The 17,103-nt window shown below is 28.2% G+C and carries 23 protein-coding genes; 22 read left to right on the top strand and 1 reads right to left on the bottom strand.

All coding sequences use genetic code 11. From position 1 onward, the window contains the following. Positions 1–156: 156 nt before the first annotated feature. From Q1A46_RS01825 to Q1A46_RS01740, 18 genes are all read left to right on the top strand, one after another. Positions 157–876: a YARHG domain-containing protein gene (locus Q1A46_RS01825; RefSeq protein ID WP_299673396.1), complete on the top strand. Its 720-nt coding sequence runs from the start codon at positions 157–159 to the stop codon at positions 874–876. Between the two features lie 57 nt (positions 877–933). Next, complete coding sequence (locus tag Q1A46_RS01820) at positions 934–1,482, top strand: isochorismatase family protein (RefSeq protein ID WP_299673394.1); 549 nt, start codon at positions 934–936, stop codon at positions 1,480–1,482. Positions 1,483–1,484: 2 nt separating this feature from the next. After that, on the top strand, positions 1,485–1,703 hold the full coding sequence (locus Q1A46_RS01815; protein ID WP_299673392.1) for a hypothetical protein: 219 nt from the start codon (positions 1,485–1,487) through the stop codon (positions 1,701–1,703). Positions 1,704–1,767: 64 nt separating this feature from the next. Beyond that, positions 1,768–2,394 carry a metallophosphatase domain-containing protein gene (locus Q1A46_RS01810; protein ID WP_299673390.1) on the top strand — a complete coding sequence of 209 codons (627 nt, stop codon included), beginning with the start codon at positions 1,768–1,770 and terminating at the stop codon, positions 2,392–2,394. 6 nt (positions 2,395–2,400) lie between these two features. Further along, complete coding sequence (locus Q1A46_RS01805; RefSeq protein WP_299673388.1) at positions 2,401–2,982, top strand: TIGR00730 family Rossman fold protein; 582 nt, start codon at positions 2,401–2,403, stop codon at positions 2,980–2,982. A 34-nt stretch (positions 2,983–3,016) separates the two neighbouring features. After that, entirely contained in the window at positions 3,017–3,325 is a 309-nt protein-coding gene (locus Q1A46_RS01800; protein ID WP_299673386.1) for a cupin domain-containing protein, read from the top strand. Positions 3,326–3,467: 142 nt separating this feature from the next. After that, positions 3,468–4,031, top strand: coding sequence for a metallophosphoesterase family protein (locus tag Q1A46_RS01795; protein WP_299673384.1), 564 nt, complete (start codon positions 3,468–3,470; stop codon positions 4,029–4,031). Between the two features lie 99 nt (positions 4,032–4,130). Then, complete coding sequence (locus Q1A46_RS01790; RefSeq protein ID WP_299673382.1) at positions 4,131–4,511, top strand: hypothetical protein; 381 nt, start codon at positions 4,131–4,133, stop codon at positions 4,509–4,511. A gap of 79 nt (positions 4,512–4,590) precedes the next feature. Beyond that, positions 4,591–4,770 (top strand): hypothetical protein, encoded by a 180-nt coding sequence (locus Q1A46_RS01785; RefSeq protein WP_299673380.1) that lies wholly within the window; start codon positions 4,591–4,593, stop codon positions 4,768–4,770. Between the two features lie 64 nt (positions 4,771–4,834). Next, complete coding sequence (locus tag Q1A46_RS01780; RefSeq protein WP_299673378.1) at positions 4,835–5,335, top strand: GNAT family N-acetyltransferase; 501 nt, start codon at positions 4,835–4,837, stop codon at positions 5,333–5,335. A gap of 76 nt (positions 5,336–5,411) precedes the next feature. After that, positions 5,412–6,107: a CPBP family intramembrane glutamic endopeptidase gene (locus Q1A46_RS01775; protein ID WP_299673376.1), complete on the top strand. Its 696-nt coding sequence runs from the start codon at positions 5,412–5,414 to the stop codon at positions 6,105–6,107. A gap of 83 nt (positions 6,108–6,190) precedes the next feature. Then, entirely contained in the window at positions 6,191–7,117 is a 927-nt protein-coding gene (locus Q1A46_RS01770; RefSeq protein ID WP_299673374.1) for a hypothetical protein, read from the top strand. 93 nt (positions 7,118–7,210) lie between these two features. Further along, positions 7,211–8,068, top strand: coding sequence for an FkbM family methyltransferase (locus Q1A46_RS01765; RefSeq protein ID WP_299673372.1), 858 nt, complete (start codon positions 7,211–7,213; stop codon positions 8,066–8,068). Positions 8,069–8,080: 12 nt separating this feature from the next. Further along, complete coding sequence (locus Q1A46_RS01760) at positions 8,081–8,650, top strand: hypothetical protein (protein WP_299673370.1); 570 nt, start codon at positions 8,081–8,083, stop codon at positions 8,648–8,650. Between the two features lie 29 nt (positions 8,651–8,679). After that, positions 8,680–9,138 (top strand): hypothetical protein, encoded by a 459-nt coding sequence (locus Q1A46_RS01755; protein ID WP_299673368.1) that lies wholly within the window; start codon positions 8,680–8,682, stop codon positions 9,136–9,138. Between the two features lie 45 nt (positions 9,139–9,183). Further along, a complete protein-coding gene (locus Q1A46_RS01750) occupies positions 9,184–9,594 on the top strand; it encodes an Rrf2 family transcriptional regulator (protein ID WP_299673366.1) in 411 nt (136 codons plus the stop codon). Between the two features lie 49 nt (positions 9,595–9,643). Continuing rightward, positions 9,644–10,561: a pyridoxamine 5'-phosphate oxidase family protein gene (locus Q1A46_RS01745; RefSeq protein ID WP_299673364.1), complete on the top strand. Its 918-nt coding sequence runs from the start codon at positions 9,644–9,646 to the stop codon at positions 10,559–10,561. Positions 10,562–10,600: 39 nt separating this feature from the next. Beyond that, positions 10,601–11,224: a hypothetical protein gene (locus tag Q1A46_RS01740; protein ID WP_299673361.1), complete on the top strand. Its 624-nt coding sequence runs from the start codon at positions 10,601–10,603 to the stop codon at positions 11,222–11,224. 1 nt (position 11,225) lies between these two features. Here Q1A46_RS01740 and Q1A46_RS01735 read toward each other — a convergent pair whose 3' ends face one another. Further along, positions 11,226–13,610, bottom strand: coding sequence for a penicillin acylase family protein (locus tag Q1A46_RS01735; protein ID WP_299673359.1), 2,385 nt, complete (start codon positions 13,608–13,610; stop codon positions 11,226–11,228). Positions 13,611–13,679: 69 nt separating this feature from the next. On the opposite strand from Q1A46_RS01735, the gene Q1A46_RS01730 reads away from it, so the two are divergent. The 4 genes from Q1A46_RS01730 (at position 13,680) to Q1A46_RS01715 (ending at position 17,075) form a co-directional block, all read left to right on the top strand. Next, the gene (locus tag Q1A46_RS01730; protein ID WP_299673357.1) at positions 13,680–14,828 is read left to right on the top strand and encodes a DegT/DnrJ/EryC1/StrS aminotransferase family protein; all 1,149 of its coding nucleotides are present in this window, start codon (positions 13,680–13,682) and stop codon (positions 14,826–14,828) included. A gap of 1 nt (position 14,829) precedes the next feature. After that, the gene (gene galE / locus Q1A46_RS01725; RefSeq protein ID WP_299673355.1) at positions 14,830–15,840 is read left to right on the top strand and encodes a UDP-glucose 4-epimerase GalE; all 1,011 of its coding nucleotides are present in this window, start codon (positions 14,830–14,832) and stop codon (positions 15,838–15,840) included. Between the two features lie 73 nt (positions 15,841–15,913). Further along, positions 15,914–16,480 (top strand): TetR/AcrR family transcriptional regulator, encoded by a 567-nt coding sequence (locus tag Q1A46_RS01720; RefSeq protein WP_299673353.1) that lies wholly within the window; start codon positions 15,914–15,916, stop codon positions 16,478–16,480. 52 nt (positions 16,481–16,532) lie between these two features. After that, entirely contained in the window at positions 16,533–17,075 is a 543-nt protein-coding gene (locus Q1A46_RS01715; RefSeq protein WP_299673351.1) for a carboxymuconolactone decarboxylase family protein, read from the top strand. Positions 17,076–17,103 lie beyond the last annotated feature (28 nt).

Here is a 17,103-nt window from a genome sequence, read left to right as displayed (position 1 = left end):
GATTCTTTTTAAAGAGTTACTTATAAGTTTTGATGAAAAACTCACTCTCTTTAAGTAAAAAATTCAGATTATAATTTTATTTATTTGAGTATATTCACCTCAAAATTTCGCACAGCAATCTACTATCTAAAATACTAGATTTTAACCACAAAAACTATGAAAACCCTAAAGAAAATCATTGTATTCTTTTTTTGTTCTTATTGCCTTTACTCACAAAACATAAAAGATTGTTCTTCTTGTTCTTTAAAGAAAATCAACTCTATCCAAATAGACGATTTAAGCATAGATGAAATACAATTTTTAATTAATGATTTATTCGCTAGAAAAGGATATAATTTTAAAAATAGTAATATCAGTTATTATTTTTCAGAAAAGAATTGGTATGCACCAGTAAAGGATAACAATGCTATAAAACTCAACAATTTCGAAAAATATAATACAGAAGTATTCAAAAACAAAATTGCTCTTTTAAAAAAAGCTAGGGCAAAAATTATTTCTGAATTAGCACAATTGAAAACCAATATTATCACTGCTAACAAAACAGTTCTTTTAGAAAAAAATAAATTTAAAATCAATGAAAAAAATACGCTTTACAAAAGACTAAAATTAGTTCTTAAAAACATCGATATAAACAATATCAATTGGTTTAAATCTGAAGGAATTTACAAAACTACTATCGATAATGGAAACAATATTATATCCTATTCTATAAGAATTAACAAAAATGACATCACATTTAAATACGATTTCGATCAAGGTTCAGAGATTGGAAACTCAATGTACCCTAGTGAGTATTATATGGAATATACTGATTTATGGGAATTTAAATGGAAGAATGAACAAATAGTTTTTATTAAAACTCATGGAGCAGGATAGATTAATTATTTTGAAATAATTTAAAAAGACAATTGTTAATCGTAATTATAAAGTAAAATGAAAAACAAAAAAGCATTATTAGTAATTGATATGCAAAAAGGTTCATTCACTGAAAAAACGCCAAGATTTGATAGTGATGGAGTAATTGAACGTATTAACAAGTTAACCCAACTTTTTAGAGCATTAAATTTCCCTGTAATTTTTATTCAACATGACGGAAGTGGTTCTGGTGAATTTGAAAAAAACACAACTGAATGGGAAAACTTAGACGAATTAGATATTCAACCTAATGATATTAATATTGACAAATATGCTAATGATGTTTTTTATAATTCTGAACTTCAAAACACATTGAGTTTTCATAAGATTAATGAATTAATCATTACAGGTTGTGCAACTGATTTCTGTGTAGAATCTACAATTCAATCGGCACTTACTAAAGATTATCATATTACTGTAATTGAAGATGGACATACAACTGGAGAAAGACCTCAATTATCCGCTAAGCAAGTTATAAATCATTATAATTGGGTTTGGAAAAATATGATTCCAACTAAAGGGAAAATCCAAGTAAAAAAAGCAGAAGAATTAGAAAAAATAATTTAAAGATGACAAAACTTAATGTTACTCATTTTTTAGGAATTAATAAAATAAGGAAAAGAATGCATGAAGAGGGAATTAATAATCCTAGTGTCGAATTCAAAAAATTCACTAGAGATTTCATCGAACAATTATCTAAAATGCCAATGGAAGAAAAAATGAGTTGTAAAAATGGTTCATTTTTCGATTCTAAAGGAAATATTATTGCAAAACTTCCTTCAAAATAATCTATTTTATTCCCTTTGAGTTGAAACTAAAACTATAATTTGTTGGTTTATTAAAATTTAATTCATGAAAATAGTTTGTATTTCAGATACGCACGGACTTCATAAATCGGTATCATTACCAAAAGGTGACATGATTATTCATGCTGGTGATGTAAGCAACCGTGGAGAAAAGCATGAAGTTGTAGATTTTCTGAATTGGTTTAAAGCGCTTGATTTTAAACACAAAATATTTATCGCTGGTAATCATGATTTTTTCTTTGAAAAAGCAAGTCCTGAAGAAATTGAAGAACTTATACCTTCCAGTATTATTTATCTTAATGATTCTGGTATAACTATCGAAGGAATCAATATTTGGGGATCGCCTATCCAACCTTGGTTTTACGATTGGGCTTTTAACCGACAAAGAGGTAAAGAAATTCAAAAACACTGGGATAAAATTCCAGATGAAACAGATATTTTAATAACTCACGGTCCTGCCTATGGAATTCTTGATTTAACCAATAAAAATGAAACAGTCGGCTGTGAAAACTTACTGAACACAATTAAAAAAATTAAACCTAAAGTTCATTTAGCTGGACACATACATGAAGCTTATGGAACTACTAAAAAATTTGGTGTAAATTTTATTAATGCCAGTATACTAAACATTAGATATGAAGTTACAAATGCACCAATAACAATCGAATATTAAATTATTATGAACAGAATTACAGTTTTTTGCGGTTCAAGTTTTGGAACCGATACTGAATTTAAAATTCAAGCAAGAAAGCTTGGCAATCAATTAGCTCTTGAAAACATCGAACTTGTTTACGGCGGAGCAAATGTTGGATTAATGGGTGAAGTAGCTAACGGTACTCTAGAAAACAAGGGAAAAGTAATTGGTATTTTACCTAAGTTTTTAGCTGCAAAAGAAATTGCACATACCGAATTAACTGAGCTTATTTTGGTAGAATCTATGCATGAAAGAAAAACAAAGATGAATGATCTTTGCGACGGAGTAATTGCGTTGCCTGGTGGTTTTGGAACTTTAGAAGAGCTTTTTGAAATGTTGACTTGGGGTCAATTAGGCCTTCATAAAAAACCTATCGGAATACTCAACAGTAATGGATATTATAATGAGCTTATCTCTTTTTTAGATACTATGGTTACAAAAGGGCTTTTAAAAGAAGTAAATAGAAATATGGTTTTAGTTAGTAGTGATGTTGATGATCTACTTACCAAAATGAAAACTTATAGAGCTCCAACAGTAGAAAAATGGATTACAAAAAAAACACTTTAAAAAAATCAACAAAAGAAAACAGCGAACATTATTATTGGGTGATCAATGCAGCGGATGGCATTTAGTAAAATCTAATGATTTAAGTATTATTGAAGAACTCATGCCTCCAAATACTAAAGAACAAAAACATCATCACAAAAAAGCGCAGCAGTTCTTTAGAATTTTAAAAGGAATAGCAACTTTTGAAATTGAAAACTCGATTATTATAGTTGAAAGTGGAGAAGGAATTCATATACCGGCAAACGTAAAACATAGAATTTTGAATCAACAAAATGAAAATTTAGAATTCATCGTAATCTCTCAACCAACAACTTGCGGTGATCGCTATAATGAAGCGGATTAAAAATAAATATGTATGTTTGAAAAATAAAAATTGATAAAATATGAGAACTTCTAAAACTAAAAAGATGTAACCTTCAGAGTCCAAAGTTGAATTTAATATTCAATACGCTGGTAAATAGAAATAAATAATTAAAAAACACAAAATGAGTAAAATATTTTTTACTTCAGACCATCACTTTGGACATAAAAATATCATCAAATTTTCGGAACGTCCTTTTAAGGACATTGAAGAAATGGACGAGATTTTAATACAAAAATGGAATGAAAAAGTTAAACCAGAAGATGAAGTATATCACTTAGGAGATGTAGGATTATCTTCTTCTGGAAAATTGAGAAAAATACTAGAACGACTTAATGGGAAGATTTATTTAATAAATGGAAATCATGAAAAATCTGCTCAAGCATGTCACTCTAGATTTGAATGGATTAAAGATTATCATGAATTAATTATTAAAGACGATGAATTCGAACGTGGAGAACAAATGATTGTATTATTTCATTATGCACTTCGCGAATGGAACGCTTCTCATTGGGGAACATATCATTTGTACGGTCATTCTCATGGTACTTTGTCAGACGATCCAACTTCTTTATCTATTGATATTGGTGTTGATTGTCATAATTTTTATCCTTTATCATACGAGGAGGTTAAAGCCATTATGAAAACAAAAAACTGGACACCTCCATTTCAAAAAAATAATAGATAATAACTTTAAATATAGTATAAGCCTCATCAATGTGAGGCTTTTTTTATAACTTTATAAAATAAATTGTAACGTAAGATTTACGAATCTTAAATATTGAAATTGAAAAAAATAGAAAAACATATAAAATATCTAATTTCCTTCCTTCTGATTTTCAGTCTAACTGTAACAGAATGTTCTTCTACATATATTTCAAATAATAATCCTAGTTATTTTCAAGTTTCTTTCGCAAAAAAGCAAAAGAAATTAACTTATGAATATGCTAAATACAATACTAATAATAAGCAATTATTAGTAGATTATTTCCTTGAGAAATTTCTTATTTATCTTAATTTTAAAGAGATTCATAATTTTTCAACTAAGAGAATTTTAGATGTACAACATCTTGAATTTCTAAAAATTAGTCATGCAATTTATAAGCAAACTTTTCTAATCAAAAAGTTTATATCTAACAATCAAATTTCAAGTTTATACATAGCATAGCAGACTCCTAGTTTCTATGCAATATGCAATCTCATTGCATCGGTGATAAAATAAATTTTTAACCTTTTATCCTGAAAAAATGTATAACTTAAAAAATAAAAAAAACGTAAGAAAAAACAATTCATTAGTTCATCGAATTAAAAGAAAAATAGCTTTAATTATAACTGCATTCATGTTAGGCATGGCTAACGCTATGCACGATGAAGATAAAATGATTTATGGTAATGAACACAGAATTGAACAAAAAAAGAAAGATTAACACATCTCAATAATAATTAATAATATCTATTTTAATTACTTTTAGATTTCTAAAAACTTATGGAATGAATATTTCTTTCAAACTAATTACACCTCAACAAATAAATTCTGTTTTAAAGCTATTTAAAGAAACAGCTGAAAAGATTCATCAAAAAAATATAAATCACTGGCAATACTGGAAAAACCCACCTATTGAAAAAATTAATTGGGTGAAAGAAGGAATTCAAAATGAAGAATTCTTTTTCATTGAAAATGGAGATGAAAATATGGGAATGGTTAGAATTATGACTAAAGACACTTTGTATTGGGGAGAACAAGAAATTCCTGCAAAATATATTCATTCATTAGTAATTAGAGAAAAATATAACGGTAAAGGATTAGGTGCTATAATTATTCAGCAAATTAGTGATCAAGCTAAAAAAGAAAACTATAATTACCTCCGTTTAGATGCCGATAGTAATAACAGTAAACTCTGTAGTTATTATGAAAATTTAGGTTTCAAAAATGTAGGAATTAAAAAATTAGCCTTATCTACAAATACTCTTTATGAAAAACATTTGATTTAAATAATAAAAGCTGATAAAAAAAACTGTAACAAGCTGAAAATTAAAACGTCCTACAAAAAACATTAATTGCTTGACCATGACTTCTACTAACGAAAAAACTTCTAATTATCGAAATTTTCTTTTTGACTTAATTATTTACCTGAGTGTAATGTTCTTGATTAGAGAAATATACTTTGAAAAAGTTAGTTTTATTATTAATGGATTATTCTGGAGTTTTTCTACTTTGGCAATCGCTATTTGGCGAATGAGAGTTCGTAATATTTCTTGGTCTGACATAGGACTTAAAAAACCTGAAAGTATTCAAAAAACTATTTTTGTTACCATTGGTATTTTAATTAGCATTGTAGTATCTATAATGGTTTTTGAGCTTATTAAAGATCATTTGCCATTTTCAATCACAGAAAAAAACTATGGTGAAAATTCCGCTTCCAAATTTGGAAATCTGAAAGGAAATTGGCTACTATTTTTTACAATCATTCCAGCTGTGTTGGTAGAATCTATGCTAGAAGAGTTATTAGATCGAGGTTTTTTAATTAACTGGTTCGAACGTTTATTTTCAAAAACTACTATAGCAACAATTTTAGCCGTTCTTCTTCAAGCATTAATTTTTGGTTTCAGACATTCTTATGATCTATCAGATCGATCTATAAGAGTAGCTATAATTGGGTTGATAATGGGTATTGCTTATGTTAAATTCGGAAGAAATTTATGGCCATTAATTATTGCACATTGTATTTTAAATACTATGTCGATGATAGACAGGGTAGGTTAATTTAAACTGAAATTGTTATGTAATAAACAAAGCTTTAGTAAAAAAACTAATCTTAGTATTTTTATCAAAAAATTCAACTAAAAATGAATAACCCTATAGTTATACTTTGTGCTATCATTCTAATTTATTTTGTAATTGCTACATTTTTAAAAAATAAAAAAAAGCATCGACGAAAATATTCTTTAGGTTTACAATCTGCTGAAGAAATTGAAAATTGGATAAAAAACAAAAACTATGATCAAATAGAAAATTATATTCTTAAACAAGAATTGAATGATATCACTCAAATCGTAGATCATTTAGCTTTATCGCTTAATGAAGAAGATATTACAACTTGGCATACTAGTGAGAACACCGATTTTTCTAAACTTACTTTAGGTGTTTTTTATTTACACTTAGCATGGATTGCTAGAAGTCATAAATTAGCGAAAGATGTTTCTGAAAAAAATGCAGAAAGTTTTTTCGAATATTTAATAGAAGCTAAAGAAATCTTCAGTGAAATTACTGAAAACTCATTTTTTACTCCAGAATTAAATGCAAGAGAGATTCGTTTGTATATGAGTTTAAGCAATAGCCAATCTGCAACTAATGCCTTTCATAAAGTTTCAAAAAGTAATCCAGAATTAATTTGGCCTTATTTACATTATACGGAATTCATTCAGCCAAAATGGGGTGGCGATGTAGACGATTTATTAAGTTTTTATGAAAATTTACCAGATCATTTCTTAATTCGATCTATAGTAGAACTAAAATTTATTATGGATTCAATTATTATGGACGATAACTATTTCAAAAAATACAACGCTAATATTTACAATTTTGCCCACGATAAAGTAATAGCTATAGATAAAGAGTTTGACAGCACAAATGTTACTTCTGTTCATAGATATATTTTATTTAATTACATGGAAGCGGTGTGTGAACAATTAAATCTTAATAAGCTTCAAAAGAAGTACAAACGTTTAATGGACAATAATTATACGATTTTTCCATACGGCTTAATTCAATAAGTACTTTTTTAGAAGTATTACTTAAACGTAAGTAACTCGTAGGTTTATCATTTTAATTACATTTACAATCTAAAAAAAGAAAGCATAGTTATAGTGAGTTTATTTAACTATATCAAAAGAAAATTAAAGAAGAAATCGATAAAGAAAACTTTTAAAGAATACGGTTATGAAATAAAAGATTTTCTTGTATTTCCGTTAGGCCATATTCAATATGCACAATGGTTACACCCTTTAGAAAAACCTAAAAAGATTTCGATAGAAAACATTAACTTTTATAAATCTATCACAACTAAAAACAGTTTTATTATAGATATTGGCGCCCATACCGGAGACACTACAATTCCTATGAGTTTAGCAGTTGGTAAACAAGGAAAAGTTTTAGCTATAGAACCTAATCCTTATGTATTTAAAATTTTAAAAAAGAATACTGAACTCAATCCTCAATTAACAACTATAATTCCAGAATGTTTTGCTGTTACAGAAAAAGAAGGCGCATTCATTTTTAACTATAGTGATGCTTCTTTTTGTAATGGTGGTTTTTTGTCTCAAATACAGAAAAAAGAACACAAACATAACTATACATTAGAAGTTAAAGGAAAAAATCTAAACAATTATTTAAATCAAAAATATACTACTGAACTTCAACAATTAAGTTTAATAAAAATTGATACAGAAGGTTACGATAAAGAAATTTTAAAAACTATTCCAGATATTTTAAATACCTACAAACCTGCATTAATGGTGGAATGTTATCGATATTTAGATAGAGATGAAAGAAACGATCTTTTTGATACTTTATCTAATCATGGTTATCTTATTTTCTCTATTCAGAATTTTGAATCTTTAGATACTTTAAAAGAAATTAAACGAGAAGATATGATGCATAAAAAACATTTTGAGATTCTTGCTTTTCATCAAACTAAAAAAGATCACTACAAACTTCTGAATTAAATTACTTTGAAAGTGACTCTACATAAAAATCATACATTAAACTCTACTGATAAGTTAACGCTTTTAGCTAAAGAATTAAATATTCATTCTTGGAATGAATTAACCTCGTTTATTGCAAATTTACCCTATGGTAGAAATGAAAATAGATATGATTTTTCTTTAGTTTTATCTGAAAAAAAAGGAAGTTGTAGTTCTAAACATGCACTTTTAAAAGCTTTAGCAGATGTAAATCAGATTCCTAATGTTAGTTTGATCTTAGGAATTTATAAAATGAATCATAAAAACACTCCTGGTATTGGAAATGTATTAGTAGAAAATAATCTAGACTTTGTACCTGAAGCACACTGTTATTTATCTATACAAGAAAAACGTTTTGATTTCACATCTAGCTCATCTTCAATTACAAGGATTGAGAATGATATTCTTTCAGAAATTGAAATCACTCCAAATCAAGTTGTAGAATACAAAGTTCAGTTTCATAAAGATTTTATGAAAAACTGGATTAAAAACAATAATATACCTTTTGATTTTGAAACCGTTTGGAAAATACGAGAACAATGTATTTATAATTTATCTCAGTAATTAATTATATTTATCATAATTAAACTGTTATGGATATAATTATTACAAAAGGAAGAGATCGAAATACCTTAACATGTCAAAGAGAAAACAAGACTTTTACAAGCTATAATTTAGGTCCGAATCTTCCAAATCATGATATAGCTCATTATGTCATCGAAAAAAAGTTTCAATTCAGCAAAGGTTTTTACGGTAATATAAAATCAGGGATGTCTATTGAAGAATTATCTGATAAAGAAATTATTAAAAACTTAGAGCAAGAAGCTTTATTAGCTGAAATCATGACAAGAAATTTACAAGCTATAGGTTCTGGTGCCGCTAAAATTGATGATTATATTTCTTTAGTTACTTGGGAAGCAAATAATTTAAATAATGTTCAAATTCCTGAATTAAATCTTAAAATTATTGAAGAGTTAAAAATAGAATTTGATCATTTATGTACTCAATGGGAAGCTATTTCTGAAGGAGATCAATTGAAATTATCTTTTTAAAATAATTATAGTATTTTTAAACTGTAATATTTTAAATTACATTAAATGATAAAAAGCAGCCTATCCACTTCTTTACATATAATGACACTTTTAGCTATGTTTCCTGAAGAATGGATTTCTTCAAAAATAATGGCAGAAAGTATTCATATAAATCCTGTTTTAGTACGACAAGAATTAAGAAAATTAAAAGAAGCCGAATTAATTCAAAGTAAAGAAGGTAAAAATGGAGGAGTAAAACTTAGTAAAAATGCTAGTAAAATTTTACTCGCTGATGTTTTTAAAGCAATAAAAAAAGATGATCATGTTTTTGAAATAAGAAGTGAAACTCCAGATAAAACTTGTAAGGTTGGAAAAAAAATTAACACTAAACTTAATAGTTTATATCAAGAAATTGACAATGCTATTCTTTTAAAATTAGAAGAAACAACTTTAGAAGCTTTTAAAAATAGTTTCTAATTTTTTTAAACAAAACTGTAATAAAAATAATTACATTAAAAACAATAATATGAGACAGCCATTTCATGAAGGTGAATTAGAACTTCAAAAAAAATATAAAGCTTATCATCCTCCTAAATTAGTAGAACGTTTATTAAAAGATCATATCCTAAATGAGCTAATTCCATTTATAGAACAACAAACTACTATTATTATTAGTACTACAGATGAAGAAAATCATATTTGGACATCGATGATTATTGGTAAAAAAGGTTTTATTAAAGTTCAAAATCCAAAACAGTTAGACATATTTTTAAATAAAACTCAACATAATGAAAAAGATATTTTTTTAACGAACATACAAACGAATACTAATGTCGGTTTATTATTTATCGATACTGCTTCTCGCACTCGATATAGAATAAATGCCAGTGCTGAAATTATAAATGATACGATTACATTTTCTATTACTGAAGCCTATCCTAACTGTCCAAAATACATACAACAACGCGTATTATCAATTTCAGAAGAAAAAACAAGCGTTAAAAGTGAACAAACTACAGGAACTATTTTAAACGATTTTCAACGAAATTGGATTACTAATGCTGATACTTTCTTCTTAGGAAGTGTAAATAAACATGGTAATATGGATGCTTCTCATAGAGGCGGACCAAAAGGTTTTATTCAGCTTTTAGAAAATGATATCTTAAAAATACCTGATTATATTGGTAATAATTTGTTTAATACTCTAGGTAACTTCTTACAATGCCCTAAATCTGGATTATTATTTATTGATTATGAAAATGGAAATGCTTTACAATTATCTGGAAGTACAACATTAGTTTTAGATCAAGAAAACACTGAAGATTTAGAAACTACTATGGGAACTGGTAGATACTGGTTGTTTAAACCTGAAAAATGGATACAAACTAAAACATACTATACAGCAGATTGGGAGTTTATTAGCTTTTCTCCTTTTAATCCTTAATGGTTTTGCTTTTTCATTACTTTTGTAAAAAATTAAGTCATGAAAAAACTATTTATTTTCCTATTCTTTGTAGCTAATATTGTAACTGCTCAAAATGATTTTGAAGGTGTTTTAAAATTCAAGTTAGACTTTAAAGATAAAACTGGTGAAATGTCAGAAGATGAAGTAAAATACTTCATGGGAACAGAACAAACCTATTTTTTAAAAGGGAAAAAATATCGTTCTTCTTTTAATGGTGCTTTTAAAATGAATACATATCACGAAGGAAAAGATACATTATTTACAAAAATGGCTATTAGTGAAAATCTTATGTATAGTCTTACAAACATAGCTGAAGAAAAAATTCTATCACATAAGTTCGAAAAAACAGACGTAAAAATTCTCAATTACCAATGTGAATTATTAATAGTCAAAACTAACAAAGGAATTCATAAATATTATTATAGTCCAGAATTAAGAACTAAACCAGAATACTACAAAAACCATAAATCTGGTTTATGGCATTTTTTTACTGAAAAAACCAATGGAGCTTTATCTATTAAAGCTATTTCTGATTTAGATGATTCTTATAGCTGTATTGAATTAATTTCGGTTGAAAGAAAATCTTTAAATGATAATATTTTTGAAAAACCTAATTTGCCAATAGTTAAAATGAAACTATAACTTATTTTGGTAAAAATTCTAATTTGTTGTCTGATTTTTGAATCTCTTCTTGATTCAATTTCATTTTGATATACTTTCCTTCTAGATATTTCTGTGCTTGATCTTTATAATAAGGACTAAATCTATTTCCACTCTGTCCTGTTGGTAAGATTGAAATACTATTTTCTATATCTGAAAAATCGATAACTCTTCGAGTTGACGGACCTCCAACTACTGTATAAATACCTGAAGCATTTAACCTAAAAATATGATTATTAATTACCTCGTTTCCTCCATTCGTTTCAAATGGTCCAACATTAAAGAATTTACGTAATAAACCTCCTGCTTTTCCTATAGGATGTTCGTGTTCTACAGATAAAACTCTTTTCCATTTCCAAGTATTAAGATCTGTTCCTAATTGTTTCTCTAAAAAGGCAACCGCTTCTTTTAATGACGTTGTTACAATCTGTTTCTTATCTTCTTTTATTTCTTTTGTATTTATGTTATCCCACCAAACCGAAGCTTCTCTATTCATTTGAATGGCAATCATTTTCTTCTGCAATGGTGCGCCGTCTAAAAACTGTAAAAAAGCTTTTTCTCCTAATTCATCTTCATAGGTATTCTCTAAAAACTGATAAATAAACTTTGTATAAATTGTTGGAGCCACACTTTCTTTATAATAGTTACCATCCCAAGCTGTTAAAAATTGAACAGCTTCTTTTTCTTTGGCATTTAAATCGTTTTCATAAATACTTTTTAATGCTGTATGAATAACTTCTTTAACAACTAAAGAGTTAACATTATTCATCATTTTTGAAACGTCTTCCTTTGTAAATTTTTCTTTTTCTTCAATATAAGTTACAATACGTTTTGCTCTATCTTCTGGTAAATAATATCCTGGGTATAATTTTCCTGCTACAGAATCTGGCTGATTGTTTGCAGAATACACATAACCCCAATCTGGATTTATTGCTTGAGGATTTTCTCCAAAATTCAAGAAATTAATAATCTCGTCTTTTCCTGTAGTTCCATCTAAATAAACTTTGGTGTTTAAACTATCTCTAAACTGATATAATTTAGCGGCTCCAAACCAAGCGACGTTATCTTTTGCATCTCCGTACATTACATTTAAACCTGGAGCGTGAATTTTAGAAACTCCTCTTTTAAACTCACTTAAAGAATTCGCATGAGACATTTCGTAACAAACATCTAACAAATGATTAGGTAAATGTGTATAAATCCACTTCATTGCTATTGGACGTTCATCTTGAATTTGTTCTACAATATCATTCATGATAGGACCATGCTGACTTACTCTAACTTGATAAGTACTGTCCTTCTCTTTCTTAACCTTTATTGTTCTTGAATACGTTTTGTAATTTTTATATCCATCGACAGTTTTATATTGATTTTGATTTTCCGGATGGTTTTTTTCTATATAAAAATCAACATCGTCATTTTCTAACATTGTTAATCCGTAAGCATAATTTCTATTGTGTCCTAACAAAGGAAAAGGAGTTAAAGCTAAATTGAATCCATACAATTCAAAGTCTGGTGTTTTAATATGACTTTGGTACCATACAGAAGGCTGAGAAAAGTTAATATGTGGATCGTTAGCAAAAATAACTTTCCCATTTTTAGTTTTATTCGGTCCTAAAACCCATGAATTACTCCCTATAAAACTAGGCACAGGCAACTTTTCGTAAATTTTATTAATTGCTGCAGTCATTTGAGCTTGTACAACAGGTTTTCTTGCATTTTTTATCAACTGACCATGTTCACTTTGAATACCTAATTCAGTTAAATAATCTGCTCCTAAATTCTGTTTAATTTCGTTCAATAACGGATCTGTTTTATGTGCTGCTGCGAAACTAAAAGCCATGTAACCGAAAACATTATACATGTCTTTTAATGTATATTCTTCTTTTTCAACACCTACTAAATGAAACTCTAACGGAGTAGTTCCTTCTTTTATAAATTGATTAATTCCTTTTAAATAGGCTAATGCCAATTGATAAGCTTTAGAATTCTTATCTAAATTATGAATTGTTTTTGCTGCAGCTTCTTCAATACCTAAACTTCCAAAAAACTTATCTGTTCTTATTAATTCTTTACCAAAAATTTCACTTAATCGTCCAGCAGCAATTCTTCGAACAACTTCCATCTGCCATAGTCGATCTTGAGCATGTACATAACCAAAAACTTGGTAAGCATCTTCTTGATTCTGAGCGTTAATGTGAGGTACTCCTGCTTCATCATAAAATACAGTTACTTTATCTTTTAAACCCTCAAAAGAAATTTCTCCTTTGTAAGTAGGTTTTAGAAGATTACTGAAAATAAAATATCCTAAAACAAGTAAGGAAGTGATTATTAAAAGAAAAAAAACAAGTTTTTTAAGTACTTTCATTCGTGCTGGTTTTTTATCAAATATAAAGGTTTTAAATTTGTACTTTTGAATACATAAACAAACGTCTAGATGAAAAAAATTCAAATGGTTGACTTACAAAGTCAGTATCAAAAAATTAAAGATATTGTAGATACTTCAATTCAAGAGGTATTAAATTCTTCAGCTTATGTGAATGGTCCTTATGTAAAAGAATTTCAAGCTGACTTAGAAAAATATCTTGACGTTAAACACGTAATTCCTTGTGCAAACGGAACTGATGCGCTGCAAATAGCAATGATGGGACTTGGATTACAACCTGGTGATGAAGTAATTACTGTTGATTTTACTTTTGCTGCAACAGTAGAAGTTATTGGTTTATTAAACTTAACTCCTGTTTTAGTTGACGTTGAACCAGACTCATTCAACATAGACATTGAAGCACTTAAAAAAGCAATTACTCCTAAAACAAAAGCAATTGTTCCTGTACATTTATTTGGGCAAGTAGCAAATATGGAAGCTATTTTAGAAATTGCTAAAGAACATAATTTATTTGTTATTGAAGATAACGCTCAAGCGATTGGAGCTAATTATACTTTTAAAGATGGAACTAAGCAAAAAGCAGGTACAATAGGAAATGTTGGTACAACTTCTTTCTTCCCTTCGAAAAACTTGGGTTGTTATGGTGACGGAGGTGCAATATTTACAAATGATGACGATTTAGCTCATATCATCAGAGGAATTGTAAATCATGGAATGTACAAACGTTATTATCATGATGTAGTTGGAGTAAACTCTCGCTTAGATAGTATTCAAGCAGCCGTTTTAAAAGCTAAACTTCCAAATTTAGATGCGTATTGCAACGCAAGGAGAGATGCTGCTAGATATTATAACAATGCGTTTGCTAGTAATGAAAATATCATCACTCCTACTTCTTCATCTTGTGGAAATATATGTGATACATGCGATTGTCATGTTTTTCATCAATATACTTTACAAATTACAAATGGAAAAAGAAATGAATTACATCAGCATTTGTTAGATAACAATATTCCAAATGCAATTTACTATCCTGTTCCATTACACAAGCAAAAAGCTTATGCAGACGAACGTTATAATGAAGATGATTTCTCGGTAACAAATAAATTGATAGACACCGTTATTTCGCTTCCTATGCATACAGAATTAGATGAAGAACAACTAGCATTCATCACAAAAACTGTAAACGATTTTCTAAAATAAAATGAAAAAGATTCTTGTTACTGGTGGTTTAGGATTTATAGGTTCCCATACTGCTGTTGAATTACAAAATTCAGGCTTTGATGTTATTATAATCGATGATTTATCAAATGCCAGAATAGAAGTATTAGAAAATATTGGAAAAATCACAGGTAAAGTTCCTGAGTTTTTTCAACTAGATCTAAAAAGTAAAGCACAAGTAACTTCTTTTTTTGAAAATAACCATGTTGATGGTATTATCCATTTTGCTGCATTTAAAGCAGTTGGAGAAAGTGTACAAAAACCTTTAGATTATTACGAGAATAATATTGGTAGTTTGGTATACATTCTTCAGGAAATGAGAGATAGAAATTTAAATAATTTCATTTTTAGTTCTTCTTGTACAGTATACGGACAAGCAGATGAATTACCAATAACTGAAAATGCTCCAATTAAACCAGCAGAATCTCCTTACGGAAATACTAAACAAATTGGAGAAGAAATTATACAAGATAGTTGTAAAGCAAATGGCTTAAATGCCATTGCTTTACGATATTTCAATCCGATCGGTGCTCATGAAAGTGCTAAAATTGGAGAACTTCCTTTAGGTGTTCCTCAAAATTTAATTCCATACGTAACACAAACTGCTGCTGGAATTAGAGAACAATTATCAATTTTTGGTGATGATTACGATACTTCTGATGGAACTGCCATCCGCGATTATATTCATGTTGTTGATTTAGCTAAAGCACATATTGCTGCTTTAAATCGTTTACTACATCAGAAAAACGAAACAGCTTTTGAAGTATTTAATGTAGGAACAGGAAAAGGTAGTTCTGTTTTAGAAATTGTTAAAGCTTTCGAAAAAGCTACCAATCAAAATTTAAACTATAAAATAGTTGAACGTAGAGCTGGTGATATTACTGCTGCATACGCTGATACAAATATTGCTAACGAAAAATTAAACTGGCAAACAGAAAAAAGTTTAGAAGAAGCTTTATTATCTGCTTGGAAATGGCAGAATACTCAAACTTAAAATTTGGAGATATTGTTAAACTTTTATTAACTAGTTTTTTATTTCTAACCAATTGTTTAGTTTTGTAAAGTAAATGGCCCGAAAAAAAGAATACATAGAATCTGAAGTAATCGATAAAGCAATGGAACTATTCTGGAAGAATGGTTACGAAACTACTTCTATGCAAATGCTTGAAAAACAAATGGGCATTAATAAATTTTCTATTTATTCTAGTTTCGGAAGTAAGAAAGGTGTTTTTCTAGAGTGTGTGAAATCTTATAGAAAAAAGCTTTTAGCTATTACAGATAAATTAAAAGATTCAAATAATGGTATCGTAGGAATAAAAGAATATTTCTATGATTTTTTAGAATTCGCAAAAGATAATAATGATTTTATAAAAGGATGTTTAGTTACCAATGCAGCTAATGAGTTAAACGAAGATTCTGATCCTGTTATTAAAAATCAATTATCAAATTTCACTAAAGAAATAAGAGGTTTATTTGAAAATAATGTTCGACAAGAAACTGGTTTTACCGAAGTACAAATTCAAGAACAGTCAGATTATTTTATTGTTTCTATGTTCGGTTTATCTTCAGCTTCTAGAGTATTTAACAAGCCTCAATTACACATTTTTATAGAAAACATATTTAGTAATACATAATTTTTTTAACCAATAACTAACCGATTGTTTAGTTATTAAAATCAATTTTAAGATGAGTACATTAACTGTTCACACTATCGAAACCGCTCCTGAAAAAAGTAAAGGACAATTAGAAGAATCTGTAAAAGCATTTGGTATGTTACCAAACTTACATGGTGTATTAGCAGAATCTCCAGCTATTTTAGAAGGATATAAAACATTACATCATTTATTCTCTACACAAACAGCTTTTGACGCTGAAGAATTAACTGTAGTTTGGCAAACTATAAATGTAGAGCATGAATGTCATTATTGTGTTCCGGCACATACTGCTATTGCGCATATGATGAAAGTTAATCCTGAACTAATTGATGCGTTAAGGAATAAAAGTGCGATGCCAAATGCTAAATTACAAGCATTATACGATACAACACTTATTATCTTAAGAAACAGAGGTAATATCTCTCAAGCAGAGCTTGATAAATTTTATGAAGCTGGATATACTGAAAGACACGTTTTAGAAATTATCTTGGGACTTTCTCAAAAAGTAATAAGTAATTACGTAAATCATATTGCAAATACTGAAGTAGATGAACCTTTTAAAAAGTTCATTTAATTAAAGTTTTATAATGTAAAAAGACGAT

The sequence above is a fragment of the uncultured Tenacibaculum sp. genome (assembly GCF_947502995.1).
GTDB lineage: Bacteria > Bacteroidota > Bacteroidia > Flavobacteriales > Flavobacteriaceae > Polaribacter.
Note: the sequence above shows the minus strand (reverse complement) of the source record. Positions and strands in the feature narration are given on the sequence as shown.